Origin of the sequence: Pseudomonas sp. R1-7 (assembly GCF_051132105.1) — a bacterium.
Classification (GTDB): domain Bacteria; phylum Pseudomonadota; class Gammaproteobacteria; order Pseudomonadales; family Pseudomonadaceae; genus Aquipseudomonas.
The window spans coordinates 4,148,944-4,166,641 of record NZ_CP071661.1; the positions used below are offsets into that span (position 1 = coordinate 4,148,944).

Consider the following 17,698-nt stretch of genomic DNA (forward strand, 5'->3'; position numbering starts at 1 on the left):
TATGAAACTGCTTATTACCGGCGCTACGGGTTATATTGGGGAACGACTGGCGAGACTCGCATTTAGAGAGGGGCATACAGTTTATTCAGCAAATCGCAAGCAGACTGATACTCACTATTGCTGGCTACCGTTCGATTTAAAAAAACCGACCCTCGAGATTCCAGATGAAACCCGTGCACTCGTTCATCTTGCTGCCGACACTACCCACAATAAAAATATCTCATCAGAAACCGAAGTACAGGCAGCTCGAGAGCTAATCCGCAACTCGGCACTTACCAACACAAAGCTAATATTTATCTCCAGCCAGACCGCATCCCCTGACGCCCCGACATCGTATGGACAAACGAAATGGCGCATCGAGCAGGACGTCATTGCCGCCGACGGCGTTGTTATCAGACCCGGGCAAGTTTATGGAGGCTATGAGCGCGGTCTGTTTGGGGTATTGTCATCCTTGGTACGGCGCTTTCCACTCATACCTGCGCTTATACCCACGCCCCTCATCCAGCCGATACATGTTGATGATCTTGCCGTAGCAATATTGACGGTGGCCGCGAGAGAGGATATCCGGGGTGAGATTCTCTGCCTTGGATCAGTGCGCCCAATTTCCTTTAGTGCATTTCTGGAGTCCATTGCCACAAACAGGCTGAATGTGTTGCGCATAGCTGCCCCCCTTCCTGTTCCGCTCATCACACTTGCCAGAGCAATACTAGGAAAACGCAGGACAGCACAACTGGGCTTGGATCGCCTGCTTTCCTTATTGACACTGAAGTCGATGTCGACACAGACCTCATTGCAACGACTAGGAATCACACTCAGACCACTCGCATATGGCATGCATCGGTCCGGAAACGGGCGACGCAGGCACTTGCTCGTCGAAGGCAACATTCTGCTGAGCTATCTATTAAAGAGCCCCCCTGACCAATCCCTACTTCGGCGTTATGCTAGAGCGATCGAAGCTCTTGGGAACGGACAAGCAATATTGGACTCCAAGCTACTACCCCTCTTTCCCAGCCTACTCGCATTGATAGACAACCCCTCATTCCTATGTAATGAGCAAGGTAAAGCACTATCGTGGAGACTCCACCTAGCAATGACTCTTGCTGAGGCAAGCCCACAGGGCGCGGTTGTTTTTTTGGGTCTGAAACGATCCGGTGGTTTCTTGAGGACCTTCATTGCCTTGGGAATGAGCGTCCTCAAAGAAGTGTGCTGGCGTACATTGGCACTTTTGACCAAACCCTTGCTTTCAAATATGCTTATTAAAAGGAAGAGCCCACGTGACGCCTGAATTTGATGTAATCATCGTGGGCAGCGGCCCAGCGGGCACATCTGCGGCATACCCGCTGGTTCAGGCCGGACTGAGAGTGCTTATGGTTGATGCGGCATCGACCGCGGCACCCCTTAGCCCACCGCAAGGCGATTATCTCTCTAACAGAGCCAATGATCATCAACAATGGAAATGGATGATTGGTGACATGTTCCATGCCCTCAACAACATGGATGCAGTCTCCCCAAAGCTAAAAACGCCCACGCACCGGCAAACATTCGAAAACTTCAACAAAGCCAATGGACTGGAAACGGAAAATTTTATTTCCGTTGGCTCGCTGGCAACAGGTGGACTGTCCAACGCATGGGGGTGCGGGGTTGCGCGCTTCCCCGCAGAAGATTTTGCAGAACTAGATATCTATGTCGATCTTGAAAAATCATACGAAATCGTATCCCGACGCATCGGCATCAGCGGCAATGAGCCTGACGATCTATCGAACTACTTTGGCGTAGATAAGTGGTCACAACCCTCACTTCCTATCGATCAGCTACACCAACGGTTATTGACCAACTACAACAAACATCGGGCATCCCTCCCTCAACTGGGATTCCAGATGGGTCGCTCGCGTATTGCTGCGTTGAGCCAAGACATGGATGAACGAAAGGCCTGCGATCTTTCGGGCAACTGCCTATGGGGCTGCCACAATCAGGCACTTTACTCGTCCGAACAGGAAATATCGAAGCTAAAGCTTTATCCTGGCTTCTCCCATGTATCGGGTATTTTAGTCGACGCTATTAGCAAATACGCTGACACATGGACCATTTCCAGCAGTCAAAGCGCAAGAAGGTTCTCGGCCAAACGACTATTACTTGCAGCAGGAACACTAGCCTCAACCAAACTAACGTTAAAATACCTCCAACATACCGCACCCGTAGCACTACAAGCGTCACCTACTGCGGCGTTTCTATTGTGGCTGCCACGAATGCTGGGAGCGAAACGAGTCCCTTCTCTTGGCCTAGGGCAGCTGTCGTTCGCACTGAAACTTGCATCCAACGTGACCGCCTTCGGCTCAACATTCAGTACCACCGGCTTGCCGATGTCCGAATTTGTCAGTCGCGTACCACTTAGCAAACGATATAGCGTAGACATCATGGCAAATTTGCTGAGCTCTTGCGTGGTAGGTAATGTGTTTTTACCCGGACATTTATCGAAACATAGCGTCTCCATGGTCGGCAACGAGGTGCTCCATATTAAGGGTGCCGAGCATCCCGATACTCACATGTTGATGAAGCAGACAGAGACCCTGCTTCGCAAGGCTTATTGGAAAATGGGGGCAATTCTAATGCCCATGAGCTTTACTGTTGGAAAACCAGGCGCCGACATTCACTACGCTGCTACCCTACCCATGCGATCAACCCCCGAACCCGTTACTACAAACCGACTTGGCGAAGTAAGCGGCCTCAAAGGACTACACATCGTGGACGGCGCCTGCTTACCCAAACTGACAGAAAAATCACATACATTGACCATCATGGCAAACGCGGACCGCATCTCAAGAGCCCTTGCTACACCACCGTTAGAGTGACAGCCTCAACAAGCTTGCGCATCATAGTAAAGCTCATATTCAAGGATCGAGTAGTAGGCGAATTCACATCCATCCTCCGCCCTCAAAGGTGGATCAGCGATTTACCATGGCATCTCCAACGATCAGTTCCACGGCAGCAAGCCTCCGTAGCCTTCGACCGACGAAGCGTGCCGCAGCCGCTCCAGTATGTGGCGAAGCCATGAGTAGGAGCCCCTGGTTGTCGACCTTGGCGGTCTCGATCAGACTGTAGATCTGCGCGCCGGCACTGTCGCCATGGATGGTATCGCTGAACAGACGCCTTACGTCCGACGACAAACAGCTTGATCGCTTTTTAGCGGTGTTGTTTCGATGAGTAAATAACCCGCTTCGACATAGAACTCCAGGTGGCTCCAGTTACTTGCCAGATAATGCACAGCCTTGACCAGCGCACTTTGCGGCGGAACCTGGGATTGGGTTTATCCAGCCACCCTTTCATTTGCGCCAGCATCAACAGGCTCTTTTCCTGACGACCGATGAACCGCTGTGAGTTCACAGTCAGTACCACACAGCTTGTTTATCATCGCCAGCGCAATATCGGCACGTCCGGCCTTACCCTTTGACCGAACTTTCTGAGCGTCGACGAGCTTGCACCGCGTATGGGCCATGCAGGCTAGACGCTTCACCACTGATTGCAATGCCATGGCGTTATAACGGCGCAATCATCGGTCATGACACAACCAAGATAACCGTCCAGCAAACGCATCGGTACAACACGACTTTGCGATCGGGCGGGCCGCTGACTTGTACCCACATTCAAGATTGGCTGGCTGGATCCGTTCTATTAACACACTGAAACGCGAGGCTCATCGCAGTGGATCACCGGGCTTTGCAACGGCTAGCCATCGACATAATTCGTCGTCAGCAGCATCGCCAGTACGTTTGGACTGGCCAAGCTCTTTTCAATTAACTAGGCCCTGGTTTGTCGGATGACCGGTAGGGTTTCACAGTCCCGGCAATCATAGACCTATCGGATGTGTTAGATGCCCCAGATCTGCACCACACCCCCACAAAAAAGGGCGACCGAAGTCGCCCTTTTTCATGGTCTGACAGAACTCAGTTCTGCTTTTCCATCTGTGCACGCAGCAGGTCGCCCAGAGTGGTAGGACCAGCAGCAATGTCAGTAGCTGGCTTGTCGCGCAGGCTCTGGATTGCTTCTTTCTCTTCAGCATCGTCTTTCGACTTGATGGAGAGCTGGATTACGCGGCTCTTGCGGTCAACGCTGATGATCTTGGCTTCTACTTCTTCGCCTTCCTTCAGGACGTTGCGCGCGTCTTCAACGCGGTCACGGCTGATTTCGGAGGCTTTCAGAGTCGCTTCGATATCGTCGGCCAGGGTGATGATGGCGCCTTTGGCGTCAACTTCTTTCACGATGCCCTTAACGATTGCGCCTTTGTCGTTCTCTTGGACGTACTCGGAGAACGGATCGCTTTCCAGTTGCTTGATACCCAGGGAGATGCGCTCGCGCTCTGGGTCAACCGACAGGATAACGGTGTCCAGCTCGTCGCCCTTCTTGAAGCGGCGTACGGCTTCTTCGCCCACTTCGTTCCAGGAGATGTCGGACAGGTGAACCAGGCCGTCGATGCCGCCGTCCAGACCAATGAAGATACCGAAATCGGTGATCGACTTGATGGTGCCGGAGATTTTATCGCCCTTGTTGAACTGGCCAGAGAAGTCTTCCCATGGGTTGGACTTGCACTGCTTGATGCCGAGGGAGATACGACGACGCTCTTCGTCGATGTCCAGAACCATGACTTCCACTTCGTCGCCGACTTGTACGACTTTCGAAGGGTGGATGTTCTTGTTGGTCCAGTCCATTTCGGAAACGTGTACCAGGCCTTCAACGCCTTCTTCCAGCTCAGCGAAGCAGCCGTAGTCAGTGAGGTTGGTAACACGAGCGGTGACGCGGGTGCTTTCTGGGTAACGGGCTTTGATAGCGACCCATGGATCTTCACCCAGTTGCTTGAGGCCCAGGGAAACACGATTGCGCTCGCGATCGTACTTCAGAACCTTGACATCGATCTCGTCGCCAACGTTGACGATTTCCGAAGGATGCTTGATACGCTTCCAGGCCATGTCGGTGATGTGCAGCAGGCCATCGACGCCACCCAGATCGACGAATGCGCCGTAATCGGTGAGGTTCTTGACGATACCCTTGACCTGCTGGCCTTCCTGCAGCGATTCCAGCAGAGCTTCACGCTCGGCGGAGTTCTCGGCTTCCAGGACACTGCGACGGGAAACGACAACGTTGTTGCGCTTCTGGTCCAGCTTGATGACCTTGAATTCCAGCTCTTTGCCTTCCAGGTGCGTGGTGTCGCGCACTGGACGGACGTCAACCAGGGAACCTGGCAGGAACGCACGGATGCCGTTAACGTCGACAGTGAAGCCGCCTTTAACCTTACCGTTGATAACGCCCTTGACCACTTCCTCAGCTGCGAAGGCCGCTTCCAGAACGATCCAGCATTCAGCACGCTTGGCTTTTTCACGGGACAGCTTGGTTTCACCGAAGCCATCTTCAACCGAATCCAACGCTACGTGAACTTCGTCACCAACGTTGATGTTCAGTTCGCCAGCGTCGTTGTAGAACTGCTCAAGCGGGATCAGCGCTTCAGACTTCAGACCAGCGTGAACGGTTACCCAGCGAGCCTGGTAATCGATATCAACGATAACGCCGGTGATGATGGAGCCTGCCTGAAGGTTCAGGGTTTTCAAGCTTTCTTCAAAGAGTTCCGCAAAGCTTTCGCTCATTTTAATTCCTGTTGATTAGGGCGAAGTAAACGCCCATCTCCACACCCCAGACGATGTGGGTTAGTTTCATATATAAGAAGCGCCGCAGGACTATGACTGGTCCCCTGCGGAGCTTCCTGGTCACCCGGCGATATCGCGAAGCGCGATCTCGCTCATGATGCGTTGCAACACCTGGTCGATGGACAACTCCGTGGAATCCAGCTGTATCGCATCGGCCGCCGGCTTTAGCGGGGCCACTGCGCGCTGGGTATCACGCTCATCGCGTGCACGGATCTCATCTAGCAGACTCGACAGACTAACATCCTCGCCTTTGCCCTTCAACTGCAAATATCGGCGGCGCGCCCGCTCCTCGGCGCTGGCGGTGAGGAAAATCTTCAGTGGCGCATCGGTAAACACCACCGTGCCCATGTCCCGGCCGTCCGCCACCAACCCCGGCGGCTCCTGGAAAGCCCGCTGGCGCTGGAGCAATGCTTCGCGCACCGCCGGCAGCGCGGCGACCTGGGAAGCCCCGGCGCCCACGCTTTCGGTACGGATGACGTCACTGACTTCGTCGCCTTCAAGGATGATCCGCTGCAGTTGGCCATCAGTGGCCGCGATAAATTGCACGTCCAGATGCGCGGCCAATGCCTTGAGCAGTTCTTCGTTGGTCAGGTCGACGCCATGGTTGGCGGCGGCGAAGGCCAGCAAGCGATAAAGGGCACCGGAATCGAGCAGATTCCAGCCCAGTTGCTTGGCCAGCATGCCGGCGATGGTGCCTTTGCCTGATCCGCTTGGGCCATCGATGGTGATGACCGGTGCCTTGATGTTCACGACTGTGCCTCTTGTGCGACTCGAATACCGACCTGCGCGCACAGCGCCAGGAAGTTCGGGAACGACGTGGCGACGTTGGCGCAGTCATGGATGCGGATCGGCGCGCTGGCGCGCAGGGACGCAACACTGAAAGCCATGGCGATGCGATGGTCGCCATGCCCATGGACTTCGCCGCCGCCAATCTGGCCGCCGTCGATGATGATGCCATCCGGCGTCGGTTCACATTTGACGCCAAGCGCCAGCAGGCCGTCCGCCATCACCTGGATGCGGTCCGATTCCTTGACTCGCAGCTCTTCGGCGCCGGTCAGCACGGTGCGGCCTTCTGCGCAGGCTGCCGCGACGAACAGCACCGGGAACTCGTCGATCGCCAGGGGAACCAGCGCTTCCGGAATCTCGATGCCCTTGAGTTTAGCCGCTCGTACACGCAAGTCCGCCACCGGCTCGCCGCCCACTTCCCGCTGGTTTTCCAGGGTGATGTCGGCGCCCATCAGGCGCAGGATGTCGATCACGCCGGTACGGGTCGGGTTGATGCCGACGTGCTCGAGCACCAGGTCGGAGCCTTCGGCGATCGAGGCCGCCACCAGGAAGAACGCCGACGAGGAAATATCGCCTGGCACTTCGATGTGGGTCGCCGTGAGCTTGTTGCCGGACTCAACGGACGCCGTGGCGCCGTCGACCGTGACCGGGTAGCCGAAGCCGCGCAGCATGCGCTCGGTGTGGTCGCGGGTCGGGGCAGGCTCGGTGACGGTGGTCTTGCCTTCGGCGTAGAGACCCGCCAGCAGCAGGCAGGATTTTACCTGGGCGCTGGCCATCGGCATGGTGTAGGTCAGGCCCTTGAGCTTGTTGCCACCGCGAATGGTCATCGGCGGACGACCTTCAGCCGCGGTCTCGATCACCGCGCCCATTTCCCGCAACGGGTTGGCAACACGGTTCATCGGACGCTTGGACAGCGAGGCATCGCCGGTCAGGGTGCTGTCGAAGTCCTGGGCAGCCAACAGGCCGGACAACAGGCGCATCGAGGTACCGGAGTTGCCGAGGTAGATCGGGCCCGGCGCAGGCTTGAGGCCGTGCAGGCCGACACCATGGATCGTCACACGGCCGTGGTGCGGGCCTTCGATGACCACGCCCATGTCGCGGAACGCTTGCAGCGTTGCCAGGGCATCTTCGCCCTCGAGGAAACCTTCCACCTCGGTCACGCCTTCGGCCAGTGAGCCGAGCATGATCGAGCGGTGGGAAATCGATTTATCGCCCGGTACACGAATCCGCCCACTGAGGGAGCCACCAGGTTGTGCCAGGAAAATCAGATCGTTGGAGTTCATAGCGTCCACATAGGCCCGACGGGCCAGGATTTTACTGAAATGCTCGCGGGCCACCCTGGCGCGTGTGAAAACGCCCAGCAATTGGTGCCCGTCCCCTGCATCGACCGCGTCGCGCAAGGCGTCGAGATCGCTGCGAAATGTATCAAGTGTGCGCAGGACAGCTTCGCGGTTGGCGAGGAAGATGTCGTGCCACATGACCGGGTCGCTACCCGCGATTCTCGTGAAATCGCGGAAACCGCCGGCAGCGTAACGGAAGATCTCAAGATTTTCATTGCGTTTGGCCAATGAATCCACCAGGCCGAACGCCAGCAGGTGCGGCAAATGGCTGGTGGCGGCCAATACTTCGTCATGTCGCTGGACTTGCATGTGCTCGACATCGGCTCCCAGCTCGCGCCACAGGCGATCCACCACCGCCAGCGCCGCCGGATCCGTCTGGTCCAACGGCGTCAGAATGACTTTGTGACGACGGAACAGCTCGGCATTGGACGCTTCTACCCCGCTCTGCTCGGAGCCGGCGATCGGGTGACCCGGCACGAAACGCGCCGGCATGCCACCAAACGCCTCGGTCGCGGCCCGGACCACGTTGCCCTTGGCGCTGCCGACATCCGTGAGAATCGCCTGCCCGAGGTCTATGCCGGCCAACCGGGCCAGCAGTTTCTCCATCGCCAGGATCGGCACCGCCAGTTGGATGACGTCCGCGCCCTGGCAAGCAACCAGCAAATCGTCTTCACAGCGGTCTACCACGCCCAGCTCTACCGCCAGCTTGCGCGATTGCGGATCGAGATCGACGCCGACGACTTCCCGGCACAGCCCGCTTTCACGCAGGCCCTTGGCGAACGAACCGCCGATCAACCCCAGGCCGACCACCACCAGGCGACCGATCATAGGTGCCGCAGGTTGCAGCGAGGTGACATCAACCACGAGCCAGGACCTTGCTCAACGCCTCCAGGAAACGGCTGTTTTCCGCCGGCAGGCCAACGGTGACCCGCAGGTGATTCGGCATGCCGTAATTCGCTACCGGACGGACGATCACGCCTTCGCGCAACAACCCCTGATAGACCGGCGCTGCGACGCGACCCACGTCGACACAAATGAAATTGCCCTTGGACGGAATCCAGCCCAGGCCCAACTCACGCAAACCGGTTTCCAACTGCTGCATACCGGCTTCGTTCAAGCGACGGCTTTCAGCCAGGTAGGCCTCGTCCTGCAACGCTGCACAAGCGGCAGCCAGGGCGAAGCTGTTGACGTTGAACGGCTGGCGCACGCGGTTCAGCACATCGGCCACCACGGCGGTGGACAAGCCATAGCCAACCCGCAGCGACGCCAGGCCATAGGCCTTGGAGAAGGTGCGAGACACCAGCAGGTTCGGGTAGGCCGCGAGGAAATCCAGGCCATCGGGCAAGTCGCTGCCTTCGGCGTATTCGATGTAGGCCTCGTCCAGCACCACCAGCACGTGCTCGGGCACGTCTTGCAGGAAGTCGTCCAGGGCCTGGGCGTCGAACCAGGTACCGGTCGGGTTGTTCGGGTTGGCGATGAAGACCACGCGGGTGTTGGCGTCGATGGCAGCCAGCATGGCCGGCAGGTCATGCCCCCTATCCTTGGCGGGCACGACATGGGCATCCGCGCCCACGGCCTGGGTGGCAATCGGGTAGACCGCGAACGCGTGCTCGCTGAACACGGCATTGAGGCCCGGCGCCAGGTACGCACGGGCAACCAGTTCGAGAATATCGTTGGAACCGTTGCCCAGGGTCACCTGGTTCAGCTCGACGCCGCAGCGCTCGGCCAGCAGGCTTTTCAGCGCAAAGCCGTTGCCATCGGGATAGCGGGTCAGTTCGGCCAGCTCGTCACGGATCGCCGCCAGCGCCTTGGGACTCGCGCCCAGCGGGTTTTCGTTGCTCGCCAGCTTGACGATGCTGGCCGGGGCAAGGTCCAGCTCACGGGCCAATTCGTCCACGGGCTTGCCCGGAACGTAAGGCGAGAGTTGTTGCACGCCTGGCTGAGCCAGTGCGAGGAAGTTGCCACTCATTAGCTATCCGCCCTTAAAGAACTGCCTTGGGGTAGGAACCCAGCACCTTGAGTGCCACTGCTTCCTGACTGATTTTCTCCAGCACACCTTTTACCAGCGGATCGCGGTGGTGGCCGACGAAATCGATGAAGAACACGTAGGTCCATTTACCGCTGCGCGACGGACGGGTCTCGATGCGTGTCAGATCGATACCGTTGTCGTGGAACGGCACCAACAGTTCATGAAGCGCGCCGGGCTTGTTGCTCATGGAGACGATGATCGACGTCTTGTCGTCGCCGGTTGGCGGGACTTCCTGGCTGCCGATCATCAGGAACCGTGTGGAGTTGTCCGGACGGTCCTCAATCTTCTCCGCCAGGCGCGTCAAGCCGTAGAGGCCTGCTGCCATATCACCGGCAATGGCCGCCGAGTTCCACTCGCCCTTGACCCGCTTGGCCGCCTCGGCGTTGCTCGACACCGCCACGCGCTCGACGTTCGGGTAATGGGCGTCCAGCCACTTGCGGCACTGGGCCAGGGACTGGGCGTGGGAGTAGATCCGGCTGATGCTGTCGGTCTTGGTGTTCTCGCCCACCAGCAGGTGGTGGTGGATGCGCAGCTCGACTTCGCCACAGATCACCATGTCGTGCTCGAGGAAGCTGTCCAGCGTGTGGTTGACCGCGCCTTCGGTGGAGTTCTCCACCGGCACCACGCCGAAATTCACCGCGCCGGCCGCCACTTCGCGAAAGACTTCGTCGATGGCCGCCATCGGTTTGCTGATCACGGCGTGGCCGAAGTGCTTCATGGCCGCTGCCTGGGTGAAAGTGCCTTCCGGCCCCAGGTAAGCGACTTTCAGCGGCTGTTCGAGGGCAAGGCACGAAGACATGATTTCGCGGAACAAGCGCGCCATCTCTTCGTTGCCCAACGGCCCCTTGTTGCGCTCCATGACACGCTTGAGCACCTGGGCTTCGCGCTCTGGGCGATAGAACACCGGCACTTCGCCTTCAGCCAAGGAGGCCATTTTTACCCGGGCGACTTCCTGGGCGCAGCGAGCGCGCTCGCTGATCAGCTCCAAGACTTTTTCGTCCAGGGCGTCGATGCGCAGGCGCAGCGCCTTGAGTTCTTGCTCAGACATCAGCCGTGCTCCTTCTCGAACTCCGCCATGTAGGCGACCAGCGCATTGACGGCGTTGATGTCCACGGCGTTGTAGATGGAGGCACGCATGCCACCGACCGAACGGTGCCCCTTGAGGTTCAGCAGGCCACGTTCGTCGGCGCCGGCCAGGAACGGCTTGTCGAGACGATCGTCGGCCAGGCGGAACGGCACGTTCATCCAAGAACGATCCGACTTGTTGATCGGGTTGCTGTAGAGGCCGCTGGCGTCGATGAAGTCGTACAGCGTGCGCTGCTTCACTTCGTTGAGCTTGCCGATGGCCTCGACACCGCCCTGCTCCTTCAGCCACTCGAACACCAGGCCGGAGAGGTACCAGGCCAGGGTCGGCGGCGTGTTGTACATCGAGCCGTTATCGGCCGCGACCTTGTAGTTGAGCATGGTCGGGCACAGGGAACGGGCACGACCGAGCAGGTCTTCGCGAATTATCGCGACCAGGATGCCGCTCGGGCCGATGTTCTTCTGGGCACCGGCGTAGATCATGCCGAAACGGGAGATATCCACCTGGCGCGAGAGAATGTCCGAGGACATGTCGGCCACCAGCGGCACGTCACCTGTTTCCGGGATCCAGTTGAATTCCAGGCCACCAATGGTTTCGTTCGGCGCGTAGTGAACGTAGGCGGCGTCCTTGGACAGGTTCCACTCGTTCTGGCCGGGAATCGCGAAATAGTCGTAGGGCTTGGCGGTGGCCGCGACGTTGACGTGACCGTAGCGCGACGCTTCTTCGATGGCTTTCTGCGACCAGATGCCGGTGTCGATGTAGTCGGCCTTGCCGCTTTCCGGCAGCAGGTTCAGCGGAATCTGGGCGAACTGCTGGCTGGCGCCGCCCTGCAGGAACAGCACTTTATAGTTGGATGGGATGTTCAGCAGATCACGCAAATCCTGCTCGGCCTTGGTGGCAATGGACACGAACTCATCGCTGCGATGGCTCATCTCCATGACGGACAGGCCCTTGCCGTGCCAGTCGAGAAGTTCACCTTGGGCACGCTTCAGGACCGCTTCAGGAAGCGCCGCCGGGCCGGCACAGAAGTTATAGGCTCTCTTGCTCACATCCAATCTCGCTCTGATCTGGTGGTCACTTAAATCTTTTGTGCAAATTTTCAAACGGAACAAACAACAAGGGGGCGAATCTTCATCCGCCCCCTTGTGTGTCCGCTTAGTCCTGCGGTTCTTCTTCGTCTGCGGCAGCGTCGAGTGGTTGATCGCCGACCGCGTCGTCGACATCGGCACCGAGGGTACCGTCGAACGCCACGCCGTCCTCGTCCTCCAACTCTTCGCCTTCGACTTCCGAAGGCTCCTGGACGCGCTCAAGGCCGACCAGTTTTTCGTCTTTGGCGAGCTTGATCAACGTCACGCCCTGGGTGTTACGCCCCAGGCTGGAAACTTCGTCGACCCGTGTGCGCACCAGCGTGCCTTGGTCGGAGATCAACATGATCTCCTCGCCGTCGAGCACCTGCACCGCACCGACCAGGCGGCCGTTACGCTCGTTGCTGACCATGGCGATCACGCCTTGGCCGCCGCGCTTGTACTCGGGGAACTCGCTGATGGCGGTACGCTTGCCGTAGCCACGCTCGGAAGCGGTGAGGATCTGGCTGCCTTCTTCCGGGATCAGCATGGAAATCAGCTTCTGTCCTTCCGGCAGGCGCATGCCGCGTACACCGCGGGCGGTACGGCCCATGGCGCGGACGTCGGATTCCTTGAAGCGCGTGACCTTGCCGCCGTCGGAGAACAGCATGACTTCACGCTCGCCGTCGGTGATGGCTGCGGAAATCAGCACGTCGCCTTCGTCCAGCTCCAGGGCGATCAGGCCGACGCTGCGCTGGCGGCTGAAGGATTCCAGCGGGGTCTTCTTCACGGTGCCGTTGGCGGTGGCCATGAAGATGTAGTGACCTTCGGTGTATTCCTCCACCGGCAGCATGGTGGTGATGTATTCACCCTCATCCAGCGGCAACAGGTTGACCAACGGACGGCCACGGGCAGCGCGGGACGCTTCAGGGATTTCGTAGGTCTTGAGCCAGTACACCTTGCCCTTGCTGGAGAACAGCAGCAGCGTGGTGTGACTGTTGGCGACCAGCAGGTGAGCAATGTAGTCCTCGTCCTTGACGCCGGTCGCCGACTTGCCTTTGCCGCCACGACGCTGGGCCTGGTAGGCCGCCAGCGGCTGGGTCTTGGCGTAGCCACCGTGGGAAATGGTCACCACGCGCTCTTCTTCCGGGATCATGTCTCCCAGGGTCAGGTCCAGGCGCGCATCGAGGATCTCGGTGCGGCGCACGTCGCCGTATTCGGCGCGGATCACTTCCAGTTCTTCGCGGATCACTTCCATCAGGCGCGTGGCGCTGTTGAGGATGCGGATCAGCTCGCCGATCTGGTTGAGGATTTCCTGGTACTCGGCCAGCAGCTTCTCGTGCTCCAGGCCGGTCAGGCGGTGCAGGCGCAGTTCCAGGATGGCTTGCGCCTGTTCCGGGGACAGGAAGTACTTGCCTTCGCGCAGGCCGTATTGTGGATCGAGGTTTTCCGGACGGCACGAATCGGCACCGGCGCGTTCGACCATCGCCACGACCGCGCTGGATTCCCAAGGGGTGCTGACCAGCGCTTCCTTGGCTTCCGACGGCGTTGGCGAGGCCTTGATCAGGGCGATGACCGGGTCGATGTTCGACAGGGCAACGGCCTGGCCTTCGAGGATATGACCCCGCTCGCGAGCCTTGCGCAGCTCGAACACGGTACGACGGGTCACGACTTCGCGGCGGTGACGGACGAAGGCTTCCAGCAGGTCCTTGAGGTTCAGGATCCGCGGACGGCCATCGATCAACGCGACGATGTTGATGCCGAACACACTCTGCAGCTGGGTCTGGGCGTAGAGGTTGTTGAGGATCACCTCAGGCACTTCGCCACGGCGCAGCTCGATCACGACGCGCATGCCGTCCTTGTCGGACTCGTCACGCAGCTCGGTGATGCCTTCGAGCTTCTTCTCTTTTACCAGCTCGGCGATCTTCTCGATCAGGCGAGCCTTGTTCAGCTGGTACGGCAGCTCGGTGATGACGATCTGCTGGCGACCGCCAACCTTGTCGATGTCTTCGACGGTGGAGCGGGCGCGCATGTAAATGCGGCCACGGCCGGTGCGGTAGGCCTCGATAATGCCGGCGCGACCGTTGATGATCGCGGCGGTCGGGAAGTCCGGGCCGGGAATGTATTGCATCAGTTCATCGACGGACAGCTCTGGATTGTCGATGAGGGCCAGGCAACCGTCGATGACTTCACCGAGGTTGTGTGGCGGGATGTTGGTCGCCATGCCCACGGCGATACCGCTGGAGCCGTTGACGAGCAGGTTCGGGATGCGGGTCGGCATGACCGCCGGGATCATTTCGGTGCCGTCGTAGTTCGGCACCCAATCCACGGTTTCCTTGTGCAGGTCGGCCAGCAGTTCGTGGGCCAGCTTGGTCATGCGCACTTCGGTGTATCGCATGGCCGCGGCGTTGTCGCCGTCCACCGAACCGAAGTTGCCCTGGCCGTCTACCAGCAGGTAGCGCAGGGAGAACGGCTGCGCCATACGAACGATGGTGTCATACACGGCAGTGTCGCCGTGGGGGTGATACTTACCGATCACGTCGCCGACAACACGGGCGGATTTCTTGTACGGCTTGTTGAAGTCGTTGCCCAGCTCGCTCATCGCGAACAGCACGCGGCGGTGCACGGGCTTCAAGCCATCGCGCGCATCCGGCAGCGCCCGCCCGACGATTACGCTCATTGCGTAGTCGAGGTAGGACTGTTTCAGCTCGTCTTCGATATTGACCGGGAGGATTTCTTTGGCCAGTTCGCCCATGAGAAGCCTGATTCCTTTTTCTGGTGAAACCTCGTCACATCCAGATGGGACGAACGAAGCTCGCCGCTGCAGGACAAATGCCGTGCAGCGACTTACGACAAATCAACGAGTTATGCCATGGATCTGCGCAGTAAAGGCCACCTCGCGAGGCAGCCTTGGAAACCGCCGGATGTTATCACAAGAGCCGCCACGCACCTATCCCCCAGATGCGCATGGTGCGTAGTTAGTTGACCGATGACAGGCTGGAATGGGACGAGAGGGGCTCAGAGGCGCTGGGAATGGCAATTCGTAGCTGGATTTGACTTATTTTCAGGCTTTGCCGACCCCATCGCGAGCAAGCTCGCTCCCACAATGGATCCATATTGCAATCAAAAGTGGGGGCGAGCTTGCTCGCGATGGGGCCAGCTCAGGCGCCGAAAGCCTTCAATGCAACCGCTTGCGACACATCAACTGCGCCATCTTCGCCGCATCCGGTCGCTCGACGATGCCCTTCTCCGTCACGATCGCATCGATCAGGTCCGCCGGGGTCACATCGAAAACCGGATTGAAGGCATCGGCATCCGCCCCGACCCGCTTGCCGCCGACTTCCAGCAACTCGCGACCATCACGCTCTTCGATGGGAATGTCGTCACCGCTGGCCAGGTTCATGTCGATGGTCGAGCTCGGCGCCACCACCATGAAACGCACACCGTGATGCATGGCGCAGACCGCCAGTTGATAGGTGCCAATCTTGTTTGCCACGTCGCCATTGGCGGTGATGCGGTCGGCACCGACGATCACCCAGGTCACGCCCTTGGTCTTCATGATGTGGGCAGCGGCGGAGTCCGCGTTGAGCGTCACCGGAATGCCTTCGTTCGCCAGTTCCCAAGCAGTCAACCGGGAACCTTGCAGCCACGGACGGGTTTCGTCGGCATACACCCGCTCGACCATGCCTTCGATGAACGCCCCGCGAATCACCCCGAGGGCGGTTCCAAAACCACCGGTGGCCAGGGCGCCGGTGTTGCAATGGGTCAGGATGGCTTGGGCGTTGCCCTGGTGCTTGCGGATCAGGTCGACACCGAGCTGGGCCATGGTCAGGTTCGCCTCGCGATCGCTTTCATGGATCGCGATGGCTTCGGCCTCAAGGGCCGCCAGCGGGTCGACCTGTTCTTTGACGCGCCCCAAGCGGTCGCGCATGCGGTCCAGCGCCCAGAACAGGTTGACCGCCGTCGGCCGGGAATCGGCCAGCAAGGCGAAATCCGCTTCCAACGCACCTTGCCAGTCACCCCCTTCAGCCAACCGCGCCCGTGCCGCCAGCACCACGCCATAGGCGGCACTGATGCCGATCGCCGGCGCGCCACGCACCACCATCGAACGGATCGCCTCGGCCACGCCGGCCGCGCTGGTGTAACCGATCCAGTTTTCCTCGAACGGCAAAACACGCTGATCCAGCAGATAAAGAGCGCCATCGCGCCAATCGATGGCCTTCACCTTCTCCGCAGCCAACAGTCGATCGCGCATCCTTCACCCCGCACTCATGAACAAAAGCCGCCGATTATAGCGATCCCTCCGCGAAGACGCTCGGGTATACTTCGCCATCCTTTATAACCCATGGAACCGTTCCACGATGCCCAAGCCTGCCGTTGCGCTCGACTTATTATTGCTGCCGACCTGGTTGGTGCCTGTCGAACCCGCCGGTGTCGTGCTCAAGGATCATGGTTTGGGCATCCGCGACGGCTGCATCGTGTTCATCGGACCACGGGCCGAAGCCATGAAGTGCGACGCCACAGAAGTCCGCGAACTGCCTGGCATGCTGCTCAGCCCCGGCCTGATCAACGCCCATGGCCATGCGGCGATGACACTGTTCCGTGGCCTGGCGGACGATTTGCCGCTGATGACCTGGCTTGAACAGCACATCTGGCCCGCCGAGGGCAGATGGGTCGATGAAGATTTCGTCCGCGACGGCACCGACCTGGCGATCGCCGAACAGATCCAGGGCGGCATCACCTGTTTCTCCGACATGTACTTCTATCCCAAGGTTGCCAGCGACCGCGTCCATAACAGCGGCATCCGCGCGCAAATCGCCATCCCTATCCTCGACTTTCCGATACCCGGTGCCGCCAGCGCCGACGAGGCCATTCGTCAGGGCATCGAGCTGTTTGGCGACCTCAAGCATCATCCGCGGATCAAAGTCGCATTCGGCCCCCACGCGCCGTATACCGTGGGCGATGAAAACCTGGAGAAAATCCGCGTGATCGCCGAGGAGCTGGACGCGGCCATTCACATGCATGTTCACGAAACCGCCTTCGAAGTGCAGCAGGCTGTGGACAACACCGGCGAGCGGCCAATGGCCCGACTGGCGCGACTTGGCTTGCTGGGGCCGCGTTTCCAGGCGGTGCACATGACTCAGGTCAGCGACGAGGACCAGGCCCTGCTGGTAGAACACAACTGCAGCGTGATCCATTGCCCGGAATCGAATCTGAAACTGGCGAGCGGTTTCTGCCCGGTGGAGCGCCTCTGGCAGGCCGGCGTCAACGTCGCAGTCGGCACCGACGGCGCGGCAAGCAACAACGACTTGGACCTGCTCGGGGAAACGCGCACCGCCGCGCTGCTGGCAAAGGCCGTCGCCGGTTCGGCCACCGCGCTGGATGCCCATCGGGCCCTGCGCATGGCCACGCTCAACGGTGCCCGGGCACTGGGCATCGAAGCGACAGTCGGTTCGCTGGAAGTCGGCAAGGCCGCCGACCTGGTGGCCTTCGATCTGTCAGGGCTGGCGCAACAACCGATCTACGACCCGGTTTCGCAGTTGATCTACGCCACGGGCCGGCATTGCGTCAAACATTTGTGGGTGGCCGGCAAACAGTTGCTGGAGGACGGTCGCCTGACTCGCATGGACGAGTCGCAACTGACCGCCACGGCCCAGGCCTGGGGCCGCCGGGTGAGTGGCCAGAACGAATAGCACGCCCCT

11 protein-coding genes and 1 pseudogene are annotated in these 17,698 nt (G+C 59.5%); 3 read left to right on the plus strand and 9 right to left on the minus strand.

The features are described from left to right. Nucleotide 1 precedes the first annotated feature (1 nt). A complete protein-coding gene (locus J3P79_RS18465) occupies nucleotides 2-1,285 on the plus strand; it encodes an NAD-dependent epimerase/dehydratase family protein (RefSeq protein ID WP_434604884.1) in 1,284 nt (427 codons plus the stop codon). Beyond that, nucleotides 1,275-2,849 carry an FAD-binding protein gene (locus tag J3P79_RS18470; RefSeq protein ID WP_434604886.1) on the plus strand — a complete coding sequence of 525 codons (1,575 nt, stop codon included), beginning with the start codon at nucleotides 1,275-1,277 and terminating at the stop codon, nucleotides 2,847-2,849. Before J3P79_RS18465 ends, J3P79_RS18470 begins: the two co-directional genes overlap by 11 nt. Nucleotides 2,850-2,971: 122 nt before the next feature. Here J3P79_RS18470 and J3P79_RS18475 read toward each other — a convergent pair. The 9 genes and pseudogenes from J3P79_RS18475 to mtnA all read right to left on the minus strand — a co-directional run. Further along, a pseudogene (locus tag J3P79_RS18475) lies at nucleotides 2,972-3,852 on the minus strand (IS66 family transposase); the annotation flags it as partial. A gap of 89 nt (nucleotides 3,853-3,941) precedes the next feature. After that, a complete protein-coding gene (gene rpsA, locus J3P79_RS18480) occupies nucleotides 3,942-5,633 on the minus strand; it encodes a 30S ribosomal protein S1 (RefSeq protein ID WP_215008676.1) in 1,692 nt (563 codons plus the stop codon). A 120-nt stretch (nucleotides 5,634-5,753) separates the two neighbouring features. Next, entirely contained in the window at nucleotides 5,754-6,443 is a 690-nt protein-coding gene (cmk, locus tag J3P79_RS18485; RefSeq protein ID WP_030141014.1) for a (d)CMP kinase, read from the minus strand. Then, nucleotides 6,440-8,647 (minus strand): bifunctional prephenate dehydrogenase/3-phosphoshikimate 1-carboxyvinyltransferase, encoded by a 2,208-nt coding sequence (locus J3P79_RS18490; RefSeq protein WP_434611539.1) that lies wholly within the window; start codon nucleotides 8,645-8,647, stop codon nucleotides 6,440-6,442. Before J3P79_RS18490 ends, cmk begins: the two co-directional genes overlap by 4 nt. 28 nt (nucleotides 8,648-8,675) lie before the next feature. Then, entirely contained in the window at nucleotides 8,676-9,788 is a 1,113-nt protein-coding gene (hisC, locus tag J3P79_RS18495) for a histidinol-phosphate transaminase (RefSeq protein WP_434604888.1), read from the minus strand. Between the two features lie 13 nt (nucleotides 9,789-9,801). Then, a complete protein-coding gene (gene pheA / locus J3P79_RS18500; protein ID WP_003199233.1) occupies nucleotides 9,802-10,896 on the minus strand; it encodes a prephenate dehydratase in 1,095 nt (364 codons plus the stop codon). After that, on the minus strand, nucleotides 10,896-11,981 hold the full coding sequence (gene serC, locus J3P79_RS18505; protein WP_434604890.1) for a 3-phosphoserine/phosphohydroxythreonine transaminase: 1,086 nt from the start codon (nucleotides 11,979-11,981) through the stop codon (nucleotides 10,896-10,898). Before serC ends, pheA begins: the two co-directional genes overlap by 1 nt. Before the next feature lie 106 nt (nucleotides 11,982-12,087). Continuing rightward, nucleotides 12,088-14,751: a DNA gyrase subunit A gene (gyrA, locus tag J3P79_RS18510; RefSeq protein ID WP_039588855.1), complete on the minus strand. Its 2,664-nt coding sequence runs from the start codon at nucleotides 14,749-14,751 to the stop codon at nucleotides 12,088-12,090. A 423-nt stretch (nucleotides 14,752-15,174) separates the two neighbouring features. After that, nucleotides 15,175-16,251, minus strand: coding sequence for an S-methyl-5-thioribose-1-phosphate isomerase (gene mtnA, locus J3P79_RS18515; RefSeq protein WP_434604892.1), 1,077 nt, complete (start codon nucleotides 16,249-16,251; stop codon nucleotides 15,175-15,177). 106 nt (nucleotides 16,252-16,357) lie between these two features. Here mtnA and J3P79_RS18520 point away from each other — a divergent pair, with 106 nt between their 5' ends. Continuing rightward, nucleotides 16,358-17,689, plus strand: coding sequence for a TRZ/ATZ family hydrolase (locus J3P79_RS18520; RefSeq protein ID WP_434604894.1), 1,332 nt, complete (start codon nucleotides 16,358-16,360; stop codon nucleotides 17,687-17,689). Nucleotides 17,690-17,698: the final 9 nt, after the last annotated feature.